Here is a 20,585-nt window from a genome sequence, read left to right as displayed (position 1 = left end):
TACCGTCGCAACGTGTCTTGTAGGCCGCCGAGGTGATGAAGCGTCATGTCCTAGCCCCTTGGGCCGGCTGCTCGGAGCGCTACCCGGGCACCGTCACGACCCTCGGGAGGAGGTCGAGGCGGGAGTTCATGTCCCGCTCGAACCGGCCGTAGGGGTTCACGTGCGTCCAGAAGAGCGGCAACAGGCCCCTCCGGTCGGCGTCGGTCAGGCGCTGGGCCCACTTTGGCTCGGCCAGGACCTGCTGGATCAGCGGGGTGTTGACGTGCACCAGGGCGGACTGGAACAGCTCGCGCAGGCTGGCCAGGCGGACGGCGCACAACCCGCCGACCACGCTCGCCGACCGGCTGACCCCGAGTGCCGCCACCGTGCGGCGTTCGTTGAATCTCGCGTTACCCCTGCGGAACCGACGCCGCGGCGTTCTTCACACGGTGCCGTGCGGCCGAGCGAAGCGCCGCTGTTCAACGCGATCGCGGCGTCCTGGGCAGCGCTCGGCCGCACGGCACCGGGGCTACCGGATCCGGAGTGGGGCCGCCTCGTCGCCTCCAAGCCGGCTGCCAGCCGGCGGCGACGACTCCTGCCCGAGCCCCGGCAGAACCCGGCCTGACGCCCTCAGGCTCGCCAGGAGCCCGGCCGGTTCGGCGTCACGGTTACGCCGAACCGGCCGGGCTCCGCTGTCGCCACACGCGTCCAGGAGCATCACGGGCAGCAAGCCGCTGACGGCCATCGCCGCGAGCGGTGTTCAGGGCCGGGCGGTGACGTGTGCGTCGCTCACGTGCTCGACGGGAGGGGGTGCTCCGAGGCCTCGTCGCCGACGACGGGGGCGGCGTCCTGGTGTGCTGGGGCCGCCGGGTCGCGGCGGGCGGCGCGGGTGGCGTAGAGGTAGTAGGCGAGGGTGCCGAAGACGAGGCCGACGAGCCAGGAGATGTCGGCGCCGCCCATGGCCAGCTGTGACTCGGCGGCGGTGGCGATGGTGGCCGGGTACTCGACGATGTAGCGGGCCTCGGCCCGCACGCCGTGGGCGGCGGCAACGGCCTCGCACAGCCCGACGAGTGCCCGCCCGAGGTGCTCGCTGGTCTCGGGGTGGAAGGTGCGCACGGTCGCCTGGAAGGTGGCGGTGGCCGGGATGACGTTGACGGAGGCCCCGGCGTTGATCACACCGACGCTGAACGCGACCGGCTGCAGCGGGTCGACGCCGCGCGCGAGGTAGGCGTGCAGCTCCCCGACCATGGCGCAGGCGGCCGGGATGGGATTGGCCGCGTGGTGGGGCGCGGAGCCGTGGCCGCCGGTCCCGTGGACGGTGACCTCCAGGCGGGCGGAGGCGGCCATCAGCGCGCCCGGCCGCGTGGCGAAGGTGGCGCGGGGGTAGTGCCGGGAGCTGACGTGCAGGGCGTAGGCGGCGACCGGCTTTTCGCCGGTGGCGTCCAGCACGCCTTCGTCGATCATGAGGCGGGCGCCGTCGTGGCCCTCCTCGCCGGGCTGGAACATGAACACGACCTGGCCGGCGAGCCGGTCCGCGCGGGCGGCGAGGAGGTGGGCGGCCCCGACCAGCATCGCGGTGTGCAGGTCGTGGCCGCATGCGTGCATCGCGTCCGGGACCGCGGAGGCGAAGGGCAGGCCGGTCTGCTCGGCCATCGGCAGCGCGTCCATGTCGGCGCGCAGCAGCACGGCGGGACCTGGCCGGGCGCCCCTGAGCACCGCGGTCACCGACGACAGGGCCCGGCCCTGGTCGAGGCTCAACGGCAGCGGGGCGAGGGCCGCCAGGACCTTCTCCTGGGTCCGCGGCAGGTGCAGCCCGGTCTCCGGCCGGCGGTGCACGTCCCGGCGTAGCCGGACCAGTTCCACACGCTGCCCGACCCTCCAGGTCCTGGACCGCACCATCGCTCTGCACACCGCCAAGCGGATGGGACGGGTCTTCAACGCCGACGGCCGCACGGCCACCACCGTCCCCGTCGGCCCCTGGGCCGACAACGCCTGACCTCCGGCGGCCAGGAATCCCGCCCGACCCACGACAGAGCCCGGCCGGTTCGGCGCCACGGTGACGTCCAACCGGCCGGGCGAGGCCGTGCACCGCCGCGACCGGGCCGTGGACGAGGAACGAGCTCGCCGCCTCGGGCAGGCGCGACCGTCCGCACCGGCCAGGGCCGAGCTCCCGCCGCCACCGCCGGCCCGCTCCGCCTCGCGGCACCGGATCCCGGCCTGCGACCCCAGGTGGGCGATGGTGCAGAAGCGCGTTCTCCTAGCCCGGCGGTGGGTGTCCGGGCCATCGCGGGCGCGGCCCGCAGCGCCTGCTCCCCCGCCCTGTAGGCCGAGGCGGGACTCGGAGCTTTCCGGGCGTGTGGTCGCTCACACCGAGGGCACCGAGTTTCGCGACGGCAAGCTTCTTACACATCAGCTGTGATAGACCCTATATCTATGAGCGGATATGAATCCTGGGTCTTTGGTCCACGCTCCGGCGCACGGGAGGAGCCGACCGTGCGGGAGCGGGAGCTGGAACGGCTCGCGGAACTGCTCGGCGGCGCCGGAAGTCGGCATGTGGCCGTGGTCGAGGGGCCGCCGGGCCTGGGCAAGAGCCGGGTGCTGCGGGAGTTCGAGCGGCTCGCGACGGACGCCGGCTGGCGGGTGCGCCGTGCGCACGGGGCGCTCACCTACCAGACGGTGCGCTACGGATTGTTAATGGACCTCGTGCACGGCACCGAGGCGGCGGGAGTGCTGGAGGCGGCGGCAGCAGCCGACGACCCGGAGGACCGGAACCGGGCGCCGGTTCCGGTCCCCGGGCTCCGATGGTGCCGGCGGGTCACCGAGGCGATGCGCGCCGCCGTGGCTCTGCCCCGGGTCGCCCTCGTGCTGGACGACGTGCAGTGGGCGGATGCCACCTCGCTTGCCGTTCTCGAACGACTCATGCACGTCACCAGCGACGCACCGGCGGCCGGGGCACCGGCCTTCGTGCTCGCCTGCCGGCAGAGCGAGTGCCCGGCCTCGCTGGCCAGGACACTCGGCTCGCTCAACGCCCTGCACGTGCCGCTCGAACCGTTGGACGGGGAGCAGCTGACCCGGCTGCTCCCCGACGCCGACGTCGGCCTCCGCTCCCGGCTGGCCCGGCTGAGTCGTGGCAACCCCCGACACCTGCGGCTCCTGGCGGAACTGCCTCCCCGGGAGCTGAGCGCCTTGGCGGCGGGCTACCCGGAACATCCAGGGCGGTCCGGCACAGCGGATCGGGGCGGCCTGCGGCCCACGGAGCCGATGCCGGCCGGCGGGTCCGCCCCGAGGTTCGGGCTCGCGGCTGCCGCGGAAGTCCGCTGGGAGCTCGAAGGGCTGCCGCCTCAAGCCCGCCACGTGCTGTCAGCGGCGGCCGTGCTCGGGCTGGAGGTCACGGCGAGCGAGGTGGTGGCGGTGGCTGAGTGCGACCGGGCGGACGTCGACGCGCAACTGGACCTGCTCATCCAGCGGGGACATCTGGAGGCGGCCGGCAGCCGCTTCCGGTTCGTGCACCCCTTGACCCACCTGGCTGCCTACCGGGAACGCGGCCCGTCCTGGCGGGCGGCCGCCTACCGTCGTGCGGCAACTCACCTTGTCGACCGCGGCGTGTCGCCGGGCCCGGGTGCGGCACAGTCGAGCGGTACCCGTCCGGGGCTGTCCGCGGACCGGTCCCGGAACCGCTTCGGGCCCGCCGTGCTGTCGCGGCGCGAGCGCCAGATCGCCGAACTCGTCGCGGACGGCCTGACCAACCAGGCCGTGGCCGCTCGCCTCTTCGTCAGTGTGCGGACGGTGGAGTCCCATCTGACCAGCGCCTACCAGAAGTTGGGCATCCGCTCACGGGCCGCGCTGGCTCGGGCGCTGGACGGAGCCGTCGTCCACTGACGCGTCGCTCGGCCTACCCGGCCGTCGCGCCGCGGCGTCGTCGTCGCGCGCTGCGTCGCCACGCGGCCGGCCGCACGCTCGGGCGGCGACCCTCGGGCGTCGGCCCTCGGGCGCCTCTGCCGGCGTCAGGGCGCTGCCGGCACCGGACCGGCCGGCCGCGACGGCGCGGTGCCGACCTCCGGTACGACTGCTCTCCGCTCGCCGAACAGGTCCCGGTACAGGCCCGGGCGGCACACGAGTTCCGCGTGGGTGCCGCTGTCCACGATCCGCCCGCCGTCGAGCACGATGGTCCGGTCGGTGTTGCGGATCGCGGACAGCCGGTGCGAGATCACCACCCGGGTCACCCGCAGTTCGGCGAGCGCCGCATCCACCTGGCGTTCCGTCAGGGCGTCCAGGTGGCTGGTGGCCTCGTCGAGCAACAGCAGGCGTGGACGGTTGATCAAGGCCCGGGCCAGCGCCACGCGTTGCCGCTGGCCGGCGGACAGGGCAGCGCCCCCCTCGCCGACCGGGGTGTCGTAGGCCATCGGAAGCCGTTGCACGTCCTGATGCAACCCGGCGATGACGCAGGCGCGTTCGAGTTCCTCCGGGGTCGCGTCGGGACGCCCGAGCAGGAGGTTGTTCCGGATGGTGCCGCTGAACAGGCGCAGTTCCTGCAGCACCGCCCCGAACCCGGCCTGCAGTTCGGCGGGGTCGATCTGGTCCACCGGCACTCCGTCCAGCAGCACCTGCCCCTCCTGGGGAGCGAGCAGGCCGAGCATGACCAGCCCGAGGGTGCTCTTGCCGGACCCGGTGCGGCCCACGATGCCGAGCTTCCCGCCGGCCGGGACCTCGGCGCTGATGCCGTCCAGCACCGGGGCGGCGTCACTGTGGTAGGCGAAGCGCAGGCCGCGCAGGGAGAGCGCGAGCGGGCCGCTGCCCGGCAGAGCGGTGCGCCCCGGGGTCATCGGCGGGGTGTCCAGTACGTCGTAGACGCGTTCGATCTGGGCGCGCATGGTGGAGAAACTCTGGGTGGCCGTCACCAGGGTCTGGATCGGGTTCAGCACGGACAGGGCGAGCGAGTTGGCGGCCAGCATGGTGCCCAGCGACATCTGCCCGGCCAGCACGAATCGCAGTCCGCACCAGAGCAGCGCCAGTGGTGCGAGGACCGCCAGCGTCGACTGCGCCGCCTGTACCCAGGCGGCCGTGCCGGCCCGCGCGGCCATGGCCCGCTGGTAGCCGTCGAACAGCGAGCGCCACTGCCCGCGCACCCGCTCGCCGGCACCGTTGGCCCGTACCGGCACCATCGCGTCCAGCGTCTCCACCAGGTAACCCTGCTCCTCCGAACGGAGGGTCAGCTCACGCTGGGCCAAGCGCCTGATCCGGCCGTACGACCCCACGAGCACCGCCCCCTGCAGCACCGCCAGGACGGCCACCACCGGCAGGTAGCCCGGCACCAGCACCGTCAGGACCATGACGTAGATCAGCAGCGTGCTGCCGTCGAGCGTGCAGGTCAGCAGGTGCTGGGTGAGCACCTCGCGGGTACTGGAGACGCTCTGCACCCGCAGCAGAAGATCACCGCGCGAGCGCTGCAGGAAGAAGCTGATCGGCAGCCGCCACAGGTGGTCGATGAATCCCTGGGTCAACTCCGCATCCGAGCGCACCCGTAGGCGCACCATGAGCACTTGGCGCAGCAGCGAGAGCAGGCCGTAGAGGGCCACGGACCCGAACAGCGCGACGGTCAGGGTCGGCATCGCCGCGAACCCGTGGGCCGGCACCACCCGGTCGACGGCCAGTTTGGTCGCCAGCGGCAGCGCCAGCCCCAGCACCTGGAGCAGCCCCGCGATCACCGTGATCACCGCGAGCAGCCGCCGGTTGTGGGGTGCCGCCACGAACTCCCGCAGGTAGCGCACCAGCGGCAGCTCCCGCCAGGGGCCACGGCGGAGGACGAACGCGTCGCCGGGCACCATGGTGAACGCCAGCCCGCCGAAAGCCTGCTGGAACTCCTGGTGGCTCTGGCGGTGCCGGCCGAGCGCGGGATCGACCACGCGCACCCCGCGCCGGGTCACCGCCTCCACCACCACCAGGTGGTGCCGGGCCAGCAGCGCCACGCTCGGCAACTCGCCCAACTCGGGCCAGAACTCGCTGGATCCGCTCTCCTCCTGGGAGCCACGCGAAGCGGAGCGGTGCAGCGACACGTTCAGGCCGTAGTCGCGGGCGACCTGGGCCAGCCGGGCCAGGCCCACGCCGTCCCTCCCCGGGCCCAGGCGCTCCCGGCACTCGGCGACCGGGGCGTGGCGCCCGTGGTGGCCGAGGACCATCGACAGGCAGGCCGCCGCGCACTCGGTTTCCGTGAGCTGCTGCCGGAACGGCACCCGGACGGCCTGGCGGCCTAGCACGCGGAATGCGCCGGGGGCACGGAGCACGCGGGGCATACGGGGCATACCTGAACTCCTGGACGGTGAACGTGCGTCAATTCCGGCTGTGCGAGCACGGCCGTACGACGGAGCGCACGGGACAGCGCACATGGACGGGCAGGTGCTGAGCGAGCGCGTGGACGGACAAGCACCAGATGGCAACGGACCGGGCGGGCACCGGTCGATCCTCCGGCGCCGCCCGGCCGAACCGCATCGTGGTTCTCCACACCTCTGCGCCTGTGGTTTTCCCGGATACCCGGCCGGGCGGGCCGCCCTAGCGTCATCGTGGCGCCGCAATCGCGGCCCGGTCCGTTGGACCGAATCGATCCGTCCCGGAGGACGTCATGGAGAACCTGCAGAGCGTCGATGAGCTGCTGGCCGGCTACAGCACCTACACCAACCCGGAGGAGCTCGGCGCGGCCGGCCTCGCGCCGATCATCGGCACCATCACGATCGGCGAGACGAGCACGATCGGCTTCACCCCGGAGTCCCCGGCCACCTCCGTTCCCTGCTACCTGGCCTGATGCGATCCCGGGTGCCGCACACCGCCCAGGTGTTGCGGCACCCTTCGACTTGAGGAGGGCCCGCCATGTCCGCCCCGGACACCGCCCGCACCGTCCTGGAACCGGCTCCGTTGGAGACCGCGCCAGAGGTGGCCGACCTGCTCGCCGAGCTCGGGGTCGGCGCACTGGTCCGGGACCAGATCGGCTCCTACGCCGGCCGCAACGACAACTGGTTCGGTCCGACCGCCGGCGGAACCGGCGTGTTCGTCAAACGGCTTTCCGGCCCGAACGCCCCGCAACGCCTGGAGCGGATGGCGTGTTTCGACCGGACGCTGGAGCTGGCCCGACAGCGGGGAGCCGAACTCAGCTGGGACACTCCGAAGTTGATGGGCATCCGGCCGGCCGTCAGCCTGGCCGTCTTCGAACTTCTGGACGGCGCCCAGTCCTTGACGGATCTTTCGCCGCTGGGAGAGCTCCCGGACGAGCTGGCCCGGCGCGTCGGCCAGGCCCTCGCCGAGGTGCACGCGCTTCCGGCCACGGCGTCGGCGGTCGCGCTGGACGGGCAGGATACGGCACCGGGGACACGCGTGCCGCTCATCATGCAGAGCCTCGAACACCTCAGCCAGAAGACCTGGCAGGCGTCCAGCGCCGCCGAACTCGAACTGTGGGCCCTGCTCCAGCACGACGCCGTCCTGTCCGACGGGATACGCGCCGTGCTGCGTGAGCGCACCGGCACCACCGGGCTCGTCCCCAGTCACGGGGACCTGCGCCTGGACCAGTTCCTGCTGCACCGGGACCGGCTGTACCTCACCGACTGGGAGGAGTTCCGCCTCGCCCCGCCCGAGTCGGACCTGGGCAGCCTGATCGGGGAGTTCGTCCACCGGGCGGTCCGCTGCCTGGCCAACGAACTGGACGACGAGCCGGCCCAGGAGCCGGAGGCCGCGCACGCCGAGATCATGAACCAGGGACGCCGCGCCCTGGCCAGGATCCGGCCCACCGTGACCGCCCTGCTGGAGGCCTACCGCCGCACTCGCGGACCGGTCGATACGGGCCGGATCGCGGCCCAGGCGGGCTGGCACCTGTTCGACCGGATCTTCGCCACCGCACGGCACGCCAACCGGCTCGACCCCCTCGACCGGGCCCAGGCCGGCATCGGCCGCACCCTGATCCTCGCACCGCAGCGCTCGGCCGCCGCGATCGGACTGACGGAGGCCTACTGATGGACCACCCAACCGGCGGTGTCGTGGGCGAACCCGCGCCGCCCACCCGGCCGCGGCCCGCCGCGGACGACCCGCAACTGGCCGACCGCCTACTCGAGTCGATGGACACCGTGACCGTCGACCTCGATGCCGCGACCGTGACGGTGGCCGGCCTGCCGCACACCTTCGAAAAGCCGCAGCACGCCCGCGTGGTGCTGCGCACGGCGCTCTACGAGTCCTGGCACGCGGGCATCCCCGCGCGTTCCCGGCCGGATGCCCTGCGACCGGGTCGGCCCCGCGGTGGCAGCGATCTCGAGCGGGCACTCGCCGCCGCGGTTCCGCACCAGCGCACCCGGATCACGGCCACCGTGGTCGGGCCGACAACGCCGACCGCGCTGTCTCCCCGTCAGGGTGAGCCGGACGATGCCGTGGTGGTGGCGCACGGCGGCGTGCGGCTGTGCGTACCCGGCCACGCTCTGACCGGCCCGGAACCGACCGCCGGTGCCTCCGTCCTGGTCGACGTCCCCGCCATCCGGCCCTGGCTGTCCCCGGGCTTCCTGCTGGTGCACGGCTCTGCGGGCGGCGCCCGGCGCGGCGATCGGATCCAGCGCCTCTACGTCCACCTGGCTCGGCCCGACGCCGCGGTACCGGTCTGGTCGACAGTGCTCGCCGCCCTGGAACGCCGGCACGTGCCGTACCAGGCGAAGATCCTCTCCGAGCCACGGCACTATCCGCGCCGGGACGCGCTGGTCGTCTACCTGGGGACCGCCCATGCGGACGCGGCGCGCGCGGTGGCCGACGCCGTCGCGGAGGTCCGCGCCGTAGTGTCCGGGATCGGCGAGCAGACCTCGGTGTTCGCCGCCCGCATCGCTCCGGGCGTGGCCCAGGCCGCGGAACCCCATGACCCTCGGCCCGGCTGGCAGGGCCTCAGCTTCGGCCAACACCGGGCCGCCGCGGTCGCGGACGGGCTCATCGACCACGCCCGCAACCCGCGCACCGCCACCCGGGAAGAGGCAGTCACCCGAGCCCTGCTCCGGGCCGGGGTCCACCCGTTGGCCCCGGAGCAGAACCTCCGGTAGGGAACCTCACCTGGCCTCGATCCTTCTGGGACATCGCCTACGCGACCAACCACATCGGGCCTTTCATGTTCACCGAAACGCTCGTGCCCCACCTTCAAGACGGCACACAGGTGGTGTTCATCGTCCCGGCCGTGGAGGATCCGGAGCGCAAGGCCGCCACCACGGCCGGTTTCCGCGGCGCCCGGTACGTCTCCGCCGAGGCGAGCACCCGTGGCGATCGGAAGCCCGGCCACCCGCCCGCGCGGCCGCCACCGCCAGCAACCGTGACGCCGGCCTGGCCTCCAGCAAGGGCCAGCTCCTGGAGGCCAAGGACAACCTGCAGAACATGTTGGTCGGCATCCCGCTGACCGACGACGAGCGCGCCGCTGTCGACGACGGCCAGGCCGCACTCGATCGACTCCTCGGACGACTCACCGACGTTCCGACGCCTGCGGGGCCGACTCCGCGTCAGATCAGTCTCCCTGCGGGGGCGACCTTGCTGCCGCTCATCGGCCTCGCCGACCGCTCACGAGAATGCGGCGCTTGCTGACATGAGGCAGACGACGCATGCCTGCGAAGGATCACGCGACCTCGTAGGACCGGCGGACGTTGCTGAGGTCCCCGGCCCGCAGGTCCTCGTCGCGGATCCAGAAGGAGACGTTGACGATCTCGCCCCAGTTGGTGCCGGCTTCTGCCTCCAACTGGAGCAGCGGCCGATGGCCCTTCGGCTGCGGAGTGTCCCCGGTATCGCACCAGCCGAGCAGACGGTGGCGCGGGGTGGGCAGGAGGGCGGATAGCGCTTCGGCCAAGTTGATCAAGGCAACGACATCGCCACCGACTGCCTGATCGGCCTCTGCATCTGCCCAGGTTGGCACTGACAGCAGCGCAAGGACCTCCACGAGCCGCTGGCAGTCCGGCGCAACGCACCCGGATCGAGACCCTCCCTCCAGACCGGCACCACCGATCCGGGCACCGCCCCGGCGACCCGCGCACCCCGGTCACCGGCCACCCCGGCCGACGGGGCCACCTCGCCCACAGGCGGTTCCGCCAGAACTTCGGCCACCGTCTGACGGGCGATCACGAACCCCTCCCACGCGGCCTCGGCCTCCTGCAACTCGGCCTGCAGAACCTCCACTCGCTGCCGAGCAGCCCGCTCGCGCTCCTCCAGCAGCCCCATCACTGACGGCATCCGGCACCTGACCGAAGAGACGACACAACACCCCGTCTCTGCCACCGAGACACCGACACCATGCCTGACCAGCGGGAACGCACCCATCACCATCGGAAAGACAACGGCTTCTGAAACCAAGCGACGCCTACCACCAAGACGAGGTCTACATGAGGACCAGCTCCGGCTGGACGCCGATGGTCCCCGACGATTCGACGGAGAAGGCGCAGGCATGCGCCCAGCCCCTGCTGGACTGCACGCCCTGGTGGTAGGCGAGGAGTGCCACCCGCGTCGTCGGCCGGGCTGCTCGCGCGGACTCGCGCGGGCGGCCGGGCCGACGGCCCGTGACGGGCCGTCCGGCGGCCACGTCCTAGGCTGGTGGCCATGACTCCTTCGATCGCCACCAACACCCGGGTGGACCTGGCTGGACTGCTGGACTTCGTCCGACCGCGCCACCGGGCGCTGCTGCTCACCCGCCGTGCCGACGGCAGCCCGCAGGCCTCCCCGCTGACCTGCGGTGTGGATGACGACGGCCGCATCGTCGTCTCCACCTACCCGGAACGGGCGAAGACCCACAACGCCCGGCGCGACCCGGTCGTGAGCGTGGTCGTGCTCTCCGACGACTGGAACGGCCCCTGGGTGCAGGTGGACGGCGAGGCCGAGGTGCTGGACATGCCGCAGGCCCTGGAGCCGCTGGTGGAGTACTTCCGGAACATCTCGGGCGAGCACCCCGACTGGGACGAGTACCGTGCGGCGATGCACCGGCAGGGCAAGTCACTGATCCGGATCACCCCGCGCCGCTGGGGGCCGATCGCAACCGGCGGCTTCCCGGCCCGCGTGGTGTAGGACCGGTAGCCGGGGCCGGCGACTGTCAGGTGCGTCGTTCGCCGGTGCGGCCCGCCCTACGCAGGCGGCCTCTGCGAAGGGCGGGCCGCACCGGGCCGGTGAGCCGGCATCAGGGGTCTCGATCTCGTCCAGCAGCGCAATTGCCAGGTCGGCGTGCGAGATCCGTCCGGTACCGATGACAGTGCCGACGGCTGTGCGGTACCGGCCGGTGGCCGCCGCGTCCCCGCTCAGGTCCATCGACGGCACCAGCATCAGCCGGGCCAGGGCGCCGGCCTCGACGGTCAGCAGCGCGAACTCCTCGACGCGGCCCTGGAAGAACGCGCGGTACTGCTCCGGGCCGCCGCCTCACCGCGCTCCAAGCGCAGCACCGCCACCAGCGGGCAGGCGCAGCAGCGCCAGCGGGATTTGGCGCAGCTGGAGCAGTGCCGCGACGACCTGCGTGATCAGGCCAACGCTGCCCGGCGGGCGGTGCACGAGGCCGAACAGGACCTGGCCGGCGCACAGCAGGAGGAGGAGCGGGCCGGGGCGAAGGCGGAGCAGGCCCGGGCCGCCCTGGAGCGGGCGCGGTTCGCCGAACGGCGTGCGGAGGACGCCGCCGAGCGGATGGAAGGGCTGCGCGACGCCGCTGCCTGGGCGAAGGCGGCCACCGAGCAGGCGGGCAAGGAGCTCGTCGCCCGCCGGCGGGAGCAGCCGTAGGCCGCAGGGCGGCCAGGTTCGCGAGGCGGGGCTGTTCGGCCCAGCCCAGGCGCCGACGGGCGGGGGATGCAGGAGCGACAGCGGGTCACCGCCCGCCGGGGCGAACTGGACTCTCTCGCCGAGGAGTTGGGCGTCCACTTCAGAAGGCAGGCCGAGCGGCACGAGCTGGCGAAGGCAGAGCAGAGTGTTGAACCGCCAGGCCGAACGGGCCCGGGCCGATGCCGGCTGTCGCTCCGGCATCGGCGAAGATGACCAAGCTCGCCACCCCGAGCCGGCTGCACAAGCGAGGCGACGGGCGGTTCACGGCACGCACCTCCGTGGGCAGCCTGGGCGGGCCCGTAGCCGACGAGCCCCCGAGGGAAAGGGGCTCGCCCTCCTGCTAGAGAGCGCTAACGGCCGCTGAAGAAGTCGATGAGGGCGGCGGCGACCGCCTCGGGCTGCTCCTCGGGGATGTAGTGGCCGGCGTCGGGCACGATGATGCCGGTCACGTTCTCGGCCCACGGGCTGATGGAGGCCGCCATGTCCGGGATCGAGCCGTGGCTGCTGGAGATTCCGAGCACGGGCACGGTCAGTCGCCGTTGCTCGAGTGCCGCGCGGTTCTTGCGCGCGGACTCGGCGGCGTCGCGGTAGGAGGCGAGCCCGGTGCGCAGGCCGCCGTCGAGGGCGAGGGCCGCGCCGTAGTGGTCGAGCTCTTCCTCCTCGAACGCGTCGGGCGCGAGGGACTTGGTCTTCAGGAACCAGCTGACGTACTCCCGCTCGCGGCCGGCGATCAGCGTCTCGGGAAGATCGGGCACCACGTGGAACGCGAAGTGCCAGGTCTTGAACGCCACAGTGGGGTCGAGGGGGATCGCCTCCGGCATGGTGATGCCGGGAATTCCGGCGTCGAGCAGTGCCACCCCGTGCAGTCGGCTCTCGTGGTTCAGGGCGAGGGAGAAGGCGACCCAGGCGCCGATGTCGTGCCCGGCGAGCCAGTAGTCCCCCACGCCAAGGGCGTTCACGGCGGCCTGGATGTGCGCGGCGACCGTGTGCGTGTCGTAGCTGAGCTCCGGATGCTCGGAATTGCCTTGGCCCGGCCGGTCGATCGCTATGACCCGGAACCGGTCGGCAAGGGCAGGCATGACCTTTCGCCAGGCCCACCACGTCTGCGGGAAACCGGTGAGCAGGACGACGGCCGGTCCGTCCGGCCGGCCGCCTTCGACGGCGTGCAGGCGGACGCCGTCGGCGTCGACCCAGCGGTGCGTGAATCCGGCCAGGTCGTGCAGGGGCAGGGCGGGGACGGGATTGGTCATGGGAATCCTCCATCGAGGCGCGTGGACCGTGATTCGACGCTAGCACATCTTGAACTGATCGGTCCAAGATGAGAGGATGGGCCGCATGGCAGGCAAGAAGCAGTTCGACATGGACACGGTGCTGGACGCCGCGATGATCCAGTTCTGGCGCTCCGGCTACGCCGACACCTCGCTCGACGACCTGTCCCGGGCGACCGGCCTGAACCGCAGCTCGATCTACTCCTCGCTCGGCGACAAGGACGCGCTCTTCCTCCGCTGCCTGGATCGCTACGCCACCCGCTACGGCGACCAGTTCGACGCCGCCCTCTCGTGCGCGGCCGAGGACCCCGTCGCCGCCGTCCGCGCGTTCTTCGATGTCACCCTGGGGCGCATCGCCGACCCCGCCGTGCCCGACGGATGCCTGATGGCCCAGTCGGTCATGGCGAGTCCGGCGCTGAGCCCGAGCGTCGCGGAGCGCGTCAGAGAGTTGTTCGGCCGACAGCGCCCGCGCCTGCGCACCGCACTGAAGGCCGGCGGACTGTCCGACGAGAACGCCGAGGACTTCGCCGTCCACGTAGCGGCCGTCAACCAGTCTCTCGCGGTGATGGGTCGGGCCGGGTCGAGCCCGGAGCAACTCCGGGCGATCGTCGGTGTGACCGTCGACGCGCTCGCGCGGGCGCTGAGCTCAAGCTGAGTTCGCTCCGGTTCGGTGGCGTGGATCGCTCCGTGGTGGGCTGTAGCGATCTCCCCGACACCGGACGCGAACCCAAGGCGCAGCGCATTGCGGTGTACGACGGGCACGGCAGGGGTGACGGGCACGAGGAAGGAGGCCGTCCCTTCGAGGACGGCGGGGCCGGTCGAACAGCGTGTGGAGCCCGTCTCCTTGTGACGCGATGGTCGGGCCGGTGCGGGACGTCGGTCCGGCCGACGCCCCGCACCGGCCCCGGATCACTTCTCCCGCAGGAGTTCGACGGAGAGCCAGACCAGGGCTGCGGAGACCCCCGCGAGGCCGATCGGGAGGGTGAGGGCCGGCAGGACACCCCGCAGACCGATCGGGACGCAGCCGAGGGCATAGAGCAGGACAGCGGGGCGCGGCAGGAGCGCGACCCGCCACAGGGCTGCGGCGAACAGCGCGGCGCCGACCAGGAAGAGCAGCGAGGCCACCTTGAAGACCGCCCCGGTCGGCCCTGCGAGCAGCGCGGTGACCTGGGCTGCGGGCAGGGCCGGGAAGATCAGGTTGAGGATGAACTCGGCGCCGATCAGGCCGGCCATGCCGACGAAGTTCATCGCGTAGCCGACCAGCCCGAGCCGACCTCCCCGGCCGCGCTGGCGGAAGTAGAGGCCGCTGATCACGACGAGGCCGAAGACCTCCCCGAGCGGGGCGATCACGTGCGTGAGGTCGGAGTTGGCGATCACGCCGCCACGGCGTCCGGCGTTGATCAGCAGGATCAGCGCGCACAGGAACCCGGCGACGGCCGAGAGTCGGTAGAGCGTGGCGGGCGACGTGGTGGGCTGGGTCGCGGGTGCGGTCGTGGGCAAAGCCCCTCCTCCATATAGCACCTGTTATTACGACCGTTATAGCAGTCTTCCCGAGCAGCCACCAGGGCCTCCACTAGTGCCTCCACTAGGGTTGATGCGGCCCGACCGGAACAAGAGGAGGAGCACACCCATGGCACGCGGCGCCACAGCCGACAGCACAGCGAACGCGGAACTGGCGGAGCGGCTGGTCGACGCCGCCCTGCGGGTACTGGCCGCGCACGGCGTCGGCGAGCTCAGCGTGCGCCGGGTCGCCGAGGAGGCCGCCTCCTCGACCATGGGCGTCTACAGCCGCTTCGGCGGACGCGCGGGGCTGCTGGAGGCGCTGTACCAACGCAGCTTCCAACTGCTCACCCAGGCCCTGGGCACCGTCCCCACCACCGACGATCCGATCAACGACCTGCGGGAACTCGCCTACGCCTACCGCGACTTCGCCCTGGACGGACCACAGCGCTACCTCTTCATGTTCAGCCGCCCGCTGCCGGACTTCGAGCCGACCGGCGGACTGCACGCCCAGGTCCTCCAAGCGGCCTTCGCCCCGGTGATCGGGGCGGTGCGTCGCTCGGGCACCCAGGGCCCGGCCGCCACCCGGGCCGCATACTGCCTCTGGTGCGTGATGCACGGCCTGGTCGGCCTCGAACTCACCGACGTCCTGCGGGCACCCCTCACCACCTGGGGCGTCACCGGCGAGGACACCGCAGCCGCCGAGCGGATGTACCGCGCCGGAGTACAAGCGATGATCACCGGACTGGAACTCGGCAACCCCTAGCGAGCCCCCGGACCCGCACCCCAACTGCAAGCGGCGCCAGCAGCACGCCACCGCCCAGCTGCTCCATGGCCATACTCAAAGCCCAGTCGGTAGACACTCGCCACCGCGTCAGCCCCCGAAGGACTTCGAAACTCCACCACGGGGACCATGGACGGCACCAAGCAACGCGAGACCACGAACGGCTGGACCGGTCATGCCGCTCGTCGATACGCGGCATGGACCGCCGCTCTCTGGACGGCCTGCACCGTGTACATCGAGACCGCTCTTGCGGCCGCTCTCCAGCGCGGCGACGAAGGAGTACGGCCAGCCCGGGATCATCAGGTGGTGGTGCCCTACCCGGTCGACCACCTGGCAGCGCGCCGACGCCGTCGCGCGCATGTGGTGGCTCGCCCTGGAGGGACAGGCCGACTGGCCCGCGCTGCCCGTAGAAACGGTGTTCGAAGGCGAGCAGCCGGGCCGATGGATGCGCGAGCAGCGCGCCGGCTTCACCGACCTGGCCGGCGACCAGCGCGATCTGCTTGCCGTACCCGGCATCGAGGAAGGCCCCGTGCTCGCCACCGGCGGGACAGGCCCGAGGCGTACCGGGCCGGCGCTCCGGCCGGTCACCGGGGCCGCGGCCACCTGCCGAGTCGATCCGAACCACCCTTCAACTCACGGGCTGTTGTGGTGGCCGGTCCGTGACGGCCCGTCGGATGTCGACCGAGACAGCCGGAGCACGCCCGGTATAGCGTGGCCGCAGTCGCCCCGGGCCGCAGGACCCGGGCGCGCAGCGGCTGTCGACCACAACGGGTTGTCCACCGATTCGTCACCTCAAAGCCCAGAAAAATAATCCGATTGCCGATCGCTACGTGTCGACACCAATGGTCGAACAGCACCTTTCGGCCAAGATCTGCGACCCCGCCCGCCCCCCTGTTCGACGGCTTCCAGCACGTATTCACGGTCTCCGTTCCTGTGGCGTCGCTCTCGGTGCCGGCGGCATGCCGTGCTGCCCTCCTCGTCGGGGTGCCGGCGTTGCCTGGCAAGCCCGCTCCGGGGCATCTGGCCTGTGAGGATCTAGTGCCGCATCAGGCAACGTTCGCCTCGTTCTTGCCGGTCGAGTGCGGATCGCGCGGGGCACGTAGTCTCGCGGGATGCATTCTCACCTGAGCTTCGAGAACCCTCCCGCGCTGCCCCACGAGGTGGTGGTCGAGACGTTGGAGCGGGCCCTGCGTGACCGCTCGCACGAGGGCGAAGCGGCGAACGCCCTGGTCGGAATCGCCTTGAGCGACGACGCCCGGGAGTTCGTCGAGCACTGGTGCATGGAGGTCGGGACGCGCGCCGTGCCGGGCAGTCCGCTTCTCGGGCTGGCCGGTCGCCGAACCAGCGGTACAGCGTGGTGCGGCCGACGCGCAGGGCGGTGGCGAGTTCGCGCATGTCGATGCGTTCGGCGCGCAGGAACCACTCGCGCGTGCTCGCTCCGCCAGCCCTCGCCGCCGCCCACGGCGGCCGCACCGACCAGGGGCGGGTCACGGCCGACTGCTTCTGGTTCGGCCCCACCCCGAGCCTGGCCAGCCGCGAGCAGAACTACGCCTACCCCGACAGCGGAGCGACGTACTGGGCGGCGGTGTTCACGCTGCCGGCCGGCGCGACGCTGACCTTCGAAGGCGAGTACGCGCACGCCCGCTACCAGTCGCTGAACAGCTACGACGTCACCACCCACGCCCCCACCGACGCCCTCAACGACGTCTCCACCGCTCCCGACGCGGGCTCCAGCAATCCGTACCTGCCCGGCGCCCGCCGCGCGGGCGAGGCGCACCGCTCCTACACGGCGACCGTGGTGGGCGCGCAGCGCCCCGCCGATGCGGCCGCCCGCGCTGCCAACACCCTGTACGCCGACGTGCCGGGCCAGGGGGAGATCGCCCTGCTCTACCGCGTCTACCTGCCCGACCGGGGCCGCGACGCCACCGGCGGCGCCGGGCTGCCCCGGCCGTCGCTGCACCTGGCCGACGGCAGCCTTCGGCCACGCCGTGCAGAACACCCGCGTCCCCGGTGACGAACGCACCGTCATGGGCCCCTACCTGCCCACCGGCACCTACACCACCACCGCGGCCTTCGAAGCCCTGGGCCGCCAGGCGAAGTGACCGTCCGCGCCGCCGGGCCCGAGGCGTTCGGGCCCGGCCCGGCCGGGCCCGAGCCGTTCCGCTTCGTTCGCCCCGCTGTGCCTTGGACAAGGGTCATGTCGCTTCGTCCGCGGCGGCAACGATCCCGGTCCCGGACTCCTCGTCGCCGTCCTCGGCCCCTGACGCCGTCTCCTGCCCGGCACCGTGCCCCGCTCAGGGCCGGGATGCGGACGCTGCGGATCGCTCGTAGCGTCTTGGCATGAGCGATGACGTGCGGCTTCCCGATGGGCTCGGTGCGGTGCGGATGGACGGGGAGCTGCCCGAGCGGGCGGACCTGGGCCTGGTCTTCGACGAGCTCGACCACCAGATGGCCTGTCAGGCGTACCTGTGGGCGCTGCCGCTGGTGTCGTACGCGCAGTGGCAGAAGGTGCACCGGGAGGTGTTCGGGGCGGGGCCATTCGACCTGGTCCACTACGTCAGCTACCGCGACCGGCTCGGCCTGATCACCGCGAACGCGACCACGCCCTACCTCCTCAACTTCGTCGACCTGTCCGTCACCGGGCCGCTGGTGATCGAGCTGCCCGCCGGGCCCACGGCCGGCGGGGTGTCGGACTTCTGGCAGCGCGAGATCGCGGCGATGGGCGAGATGGGACCCGACAGGGGCGAGGGCGGCCGCTACCTGGTCCTCGCCCCCGGGCAGCAGGCGCCGGCCGACGCCGAGGGCCTGCGGGTGCTGGCGTCCACCGGCACCAACATCATGTTCGGGTTCCGCACCCTGGACCCCGACCCCGCCCGCTCGAAGGAACTGGTGGCCGCGGTCCGGCTCTACCCGTACGGACAGCGCGAGAGCACGCCCGCCACCCGGATCGTCTCGCCGCAGGGCCGCCCGTGGTCCGGTGACCAGCCGCGCGGGCTGGAGTACTGGCAGCGCCTGCACGCCGTCTACCAGGACGAGGTCGTCGACGAACGCGACCGCTTCTTCCTCGCCATGCTCAAGCAGCTCGGCATCGAGAAGGGCCTACCCTTCGCCCCGGACGAGCGCCTGACCCGCGTCCTGACCCGGGCGAGCGCGGCGGGGGAGCTGATGGCGCAGGCGAACTCCTTCGCCAAGCGGTTCGACGGCTCGCGCTACTGGCCCGACCGGCAGTGGGACCTGGCGTTGATGCTGGACCGCTCCGACCAGCGGGCCGAGCACCACGACCAGCTCCTGGAACGCGCGGCCTGGTTCTACGAGGCCGTCAGCTTCTCCGCCGCGATGAAGAGCCGGACCCCCGGCATGGGCCAGGCCTACCTCGGCTGCTACACCGACGCCGACGGCCGGTGGCTCGACGGCGGCCGGACCTACACCCTGCACGTGCCCGCCGACGTGCCCGCCAAGCTCTTCTGGTCCGCCACCGTGTACGACGCCGCGACCCGCTGCCTGATCGACAACCCGCAGCAGCGCGGCGACCGCGGCTCGCGCGACCCCGACCTGAGCTTGAACGCGGACGGCTCCGTCGACCTGCACTTCGGCCCCGAACCCCCCGCCGACGGGGAGTCGAACTGGGTGCAGACCCTGCCGGGCAAGCACTGGTTCTGCTACTTCCGCTTCTACGGACCGCTCGAATCGTACTTCGACCGCACCTGGAAGCTCGGCGACATCCTCCCCTCCTGAAGCGCCGCCCCGCCGACCCGACACCTCCGGGAGGCGTCGCGTCCCCACCGACGTCGCAACCATCGGCGTGATATGTCTCATTTATTGCTATTCGAGGGAGGGTGCGACATGGACGGTGGAAGCCCGACCGGCCCGGTGACCGTACGAGAGACCGCCGCCGAAGCCTGGATCTGGGGATACCCGCTGCTGGAGAACTACCGGACGATGTACCCGCAGGCCATCGACGACTCCGATCCCCGCCACGTCGGCGGCTTCGGCGTCTTCCGGCACTACCCACGCCCCTTCACTGCGGCCAACACCGACGTGGTGACGCCCAACAACGACACCCCCTACTCCTGGGCCTGGCTCGACCTGCGGGCGGAGCCCTGGGTGATCGAGGTCCCGGCGATGGACCGCTACTACGTGATCCCCGTCCACGACCTGGACACCAGCTACGTCGGCTTCATCGGCTCCCGCACCACCGGCCGGCAGGCCGGCCGCTACCTGGTCGCCGGACCGCAGCACCGGGACGTGGCGGCCGACGGCTTCGACGGTGTCCTGCGCGCCGACACCGAGTTGGTCGGCATCCTCGGCCGCACCTACCTCGGCGGCCCGGACGACGTTCCGGAGCTGGAGAAGATCCAGTCCCGGTACATGCTGAAGCCGCTCAGCGCGCACCTCGGCACCGACCCGGTGCGGGCGGTCGAGCCGCAGTGGCCCGTCTGGCGGGAGGAGGCGCTCGACAGCCTGGAGTTCTTCACCCTGCTGGACTTCCTGCTCGGCTTCTTCCCGGTCCTTCCCGCCGACGCCGACCTGCGCGCCCGCCTGGGCGAACTCGGCATCGGCAGCGGCGACTTCGAACCCGCCGCCCTCGCCGAGCAGGTCCGCGAGGAACTGCGGCAGGGGATCGCGGACGGCCGGGCCGCGCTCACCGGGGCCGCCTCCCGGGCCCAGGACTCCACCGGCTGGTTCGGCACCCGCGCCCAGCACGGCAGCGACTACCTGACCCGCGCGGTCGGCGTCGACAAGGGCCTGTACGGGCTGCCCGCCGAGGAAGCCTGGTACGCGGGCTGGCTCGCCGACGACCAGGGCAACCGGCCGCCCGACGCCGGCAAGCGCGACTACGTCCTGCACTTCCCGCCCGGCGAGCTCCCGCCCGCCCGCTTCTTCTGGTCGGCCACCATGTACCGCCTGCCCGAGCGGCTGCTCGTCGACAACCCCGTCGACCGCTACTCGATCGGCGACCGCACCCCCGGCCTGGTGTACGGCGACGACGGCTCGCTCACCCTCCACATCCAGCGCGAACGCCCCGCCGACCCCGCCCAGGCGGCCAACTGGCTGCCCGCCCCCGACGGCCCGTTCACCATCGCGATCCGGGTCTACGGTCCGGCCCCCGAAGTCCTCGACGGCCGCTGGCAACGGCCCCAACTGGCCGTCCGCATCTGAACCCCGGTACCACGGCCGGGGCCGCGTGGCCGGACCCGAGCGGGCCCCTCCACTGTCGGCACCGCGGTCTCGACCCGTACGCCCGCCCCGGTACACCAATGAGACGAGGAGGC

General features: G+C 72.3%; 17 protein-coding genes. 12 read left to right on the top strand and 5 right to left on the bottom strand.

Annotated features, from left to right (window positions below; genetic code table 11):
* Positions 1 to 79: 79 nt before the first annotated feature.
* Both ACFYNO_RS36080 and ACFYNO_RS36075 read right to left on the bottom strand, forming a co-directional pair.
* Entirely contained in the window at positions 80 to 364 is a 285-nt protein-coding gene (locus ACFYNO_RS36080; RefSeq protein WP_388021813.1) for a Tn3 family transposase, read from the bottom strand.
* Between the two features lie 404 nt (positions 365 to 768).
* Complete coding sequence (locus tag ACFYNO_RS36075) at positions 769 to 1,842, bottom strand: M20 family metallopeptidase (RefSeq protein ID WP_388021811.1); 1,074 nt, start codon at positions 1,840 to 1,842, stop codon at positions 769 to 771.
* Positions 1,843 to 2,472: 630 nt separating this feature from the next.
* Here ACFYNO_RS36075 and ACFYNO_RS36070 point away from each other — a divergent pair.
* Positions 2,473 to 3,858 carry an AAA family ATPase gene (locus tag ACFYNO_RS36070; protein WP_388021809.1) on the top strand — a complete coding sequence of 462 codons (1,386 nt, stop codon included), beginning with the start codon at positions 2,473 to 2,475 and terminating at the stop codon, positions 3,856 to 3,858.
* Between the two features lie 125 nt (positions 3,859 to 3,983).
* On the opposite strand, the gene ACFYNO_RS36065 is transcribed toward ACFYNO_RS36070, so the two are convergent.
* Complete coding sequence (locus ACFYNO_RS36065; protein WP_388021807.1) at positions 3,984 to 6,278, bottom strand: peptidase domain-containing ABC transporter; 2,295 nt, start codon at positions 6,276 to 6,278, stop codon at positions 3,984 to 3,986.
* A 317-nt stretch (positions 6,279 to 6,595) separates the two neighbouring features.
* Here ACFYNO_RS36065 and ACFYNO_RS36060 point away from each other — a divergent pair, with 317 nt between their 5' ends.
* The 6 genes from ACFYNO_RS36060 to ACFYNO_RS36035 all read left to right on the top strand — a co-directional run bounded on the left by ACFYNO_RS36060 (position 6,596) and on the right by ACFYNO_RS36035 (position 11,721).
* A complete protein-coding gene (locus tag ACFYNO_RS36060) occupies positions 6,596 to 6,775 on the top strand; it encodes an LxmA leader domain family RiPP (protein ID WP_388021805.1) in 180 nt (59 codons plus the stop codon).
* A 65-nt stretch (positions 6,776 to 6,840) separates the two neighbouring features.
* Entirely contained in the window at positions 6,841 to 7,974 is a 1,134-nt protein-coding gene (gene lxmK, locus ACFYNO_RS36055) for a class V lanthionine synthetase subunit LxmK (protein ID WP_388021803.1), read from the top strand.
* Positions 7,974 to 9,032, top strand: coding sequence for a T3SS effector HopA1 family protein (locus tag ACFYNO_RS36050; protein ID WP_388021801.1), 1,059 nt, complete (start codon positions 7,974 to 7,976; stop codon positions 9,030 to 9,032). The genes lxmK and ACFYNO_RS36050 overlap by 1 nt, the downstream gene beginning before the upstream one ends.
* Positions 9,033 to 9,357: 325 nt before the next feature.
* Complete coding sequence (locus ACFYNO_RS36045) at positions 9,358 to 9,561, top strand: hypothetical protein (protein WP_388021799.1); 204 nt, start codon at positions 9,358 to 9,360, stop codon at positions 9,559 to 9,561.
* Positions 9,562 to 10,563: 1,002 nt separating this feature from the next.
* Positions 10,564 to 11,025 (top strand): PPOX class F420-dependent oxidoreductase, encoded by a 462-nt coding sequence (locus ACFYNO_RS36040; protein ID WP_388021797.1) that lies wholly within the window; start codon positions 10,564 to 10,566, stop codon positions 11,023 to 11,025.
* A 153-nt stretch (positions 11,026 to 11,178) separates the two neighbouring features.
* Positions 11,179 to 11,721: a hypothetical protein gene (locus ACFYNO_RS36035; protein WP_388021796.1), complete on the top strand. Its 543-nt coding sequence runs from the start codon at positions 11,179 to 11,181 to the stop codon at positions 11,719 to 11,721.
* Between the two features lie 389 nt (positions 11,722 to 12,110).
* Here ACFYNO_RS36035 and ACFYNO_RS36030 read toward each other — a convergent pair whose 3' ends face one another.
* Complete coding sequence (locus tag ACFYNO_RS36030; RefSeq protein WP_388021794.1) at positions 12,111 to 13,010, bottom strand: alpha/beta fold hydrolase; 900 nt, start codon at positions 13,008 to 13,010, stop codon at positions 12,111 to 12,113.
* Positions 13,011 to 13,095: 85 nt separating this feature from the next.
* On the opposite strand from ACFYNO_RS36030, the gene ACFYNO_RS36025 reads away from it, so the two are divergent.
* The gene (locus ACFYNO_RS36025; RefSeq protein ID WP_388021792.1) at positions 13,096 to 13,683 is read left to right on the top strand and encodes a TetR/AcrR family transcriptional regulator; all 588 of its coding nucleotides are present in this window, start codon (positions 13,096 to 13,098) and stop codon (positions 13,681 to 13,683) included.
* A 254-nt stretch (positions 13,684 to 13,937) separates the two neighbouring features.
* Here the strand turns inward: ACFYNO_RS36025 and ACFYNO_RS36020 are convergent, their stop codons facing one another.
* Entirely contained in the window at positions 13,938 to 14,528 is a 591-nt protein-coding gene (locus tag ACFYNO_RS36020) for a hypothetical protein (protein WP_388021790.1), read from the bottom strand.
* Between the two features lie 130 nt (positions 14,529 to 14,658).
* Between ACFYNO_RS36020 and ACFYNO_RS36015 the strand changes: the two genes are divergently transcribed.
* The 4 genes from ACFYNO_RS36015 (at position 14,659) to ACFYNO_RS36000 (ending at position 20,472) form a co-directional block, all read left to right on the top strand.
* Positions 14,659 to 15,294, top strand: coding sequence for a TetR/AcrR family transcriptional regulator (locus ACFYNO_RS36015; RefSeq protein ID WP_388021789.1), 636 nt, complete (start codon positions 14,659 to 14,661; stop codon positions 15,292 to 15,294).
* A gap of 1,447 nt (positions 15,295 to 16,741) precedes the next feature.
* The gene (locus ACFYNO_RS36010) at positions 16,742 to 17,326 is read left to right on the top strand and encodes a hypothetical protein (RefSeq protein WP_388021787.1); all 585 of its coding nucleotides are present in this window, start codon (positions 16,742 to 16,744) and stop codon (positions 17,324 to 17,326) included.
* A 326-nt stretch (positions 17,327 to 17,652) separates the two neighbouring features.
* On the top strand, positions 17,653 to 19,047 hold the full coding sequence (locus ACFYNO_RS36005; RefSeq protein WP_388021785.1) for a DUF1254 domain-containing protein: 1,395 nt from the start codon (positions 17,653 to 17,655) through the stop codon (positions 19,045 to 19,047).
* A gap of 108 nt (positions 19,048 to 19,155) precedes the next feature.
* Positions 19,156 to 20,472: a DUF1254 domain-containing protein gene (locus tag ACFYNO_RS36000; RefSeq protein WP_388021783.1), complete on the top strand. Its 1,317-nt coding sequence runs from the start codon at positions 19,156 to 19,158 to the stop codon at positions 20,470 to 20,472.
* The last annotated feature ends 113 nt before the right edge of the window (positions 20,473 to 20,585 follow it).

The organism is Kitasatospora sp. NPDC006697 (assembly GCF_042869935.1).
In the GTDB taxonomy this organism is placed as follows: domain Bacteria; phylum Actinomycetota; class Actinomycetes; order Streptomycetales; family Streptomycetaceae; genus Kitasatospora.
The sequence above is the reverse complement of the archived record's forward strand: the minus strand, read 5'-3'. Positions and strand labels throughout refer to the sequence as shown.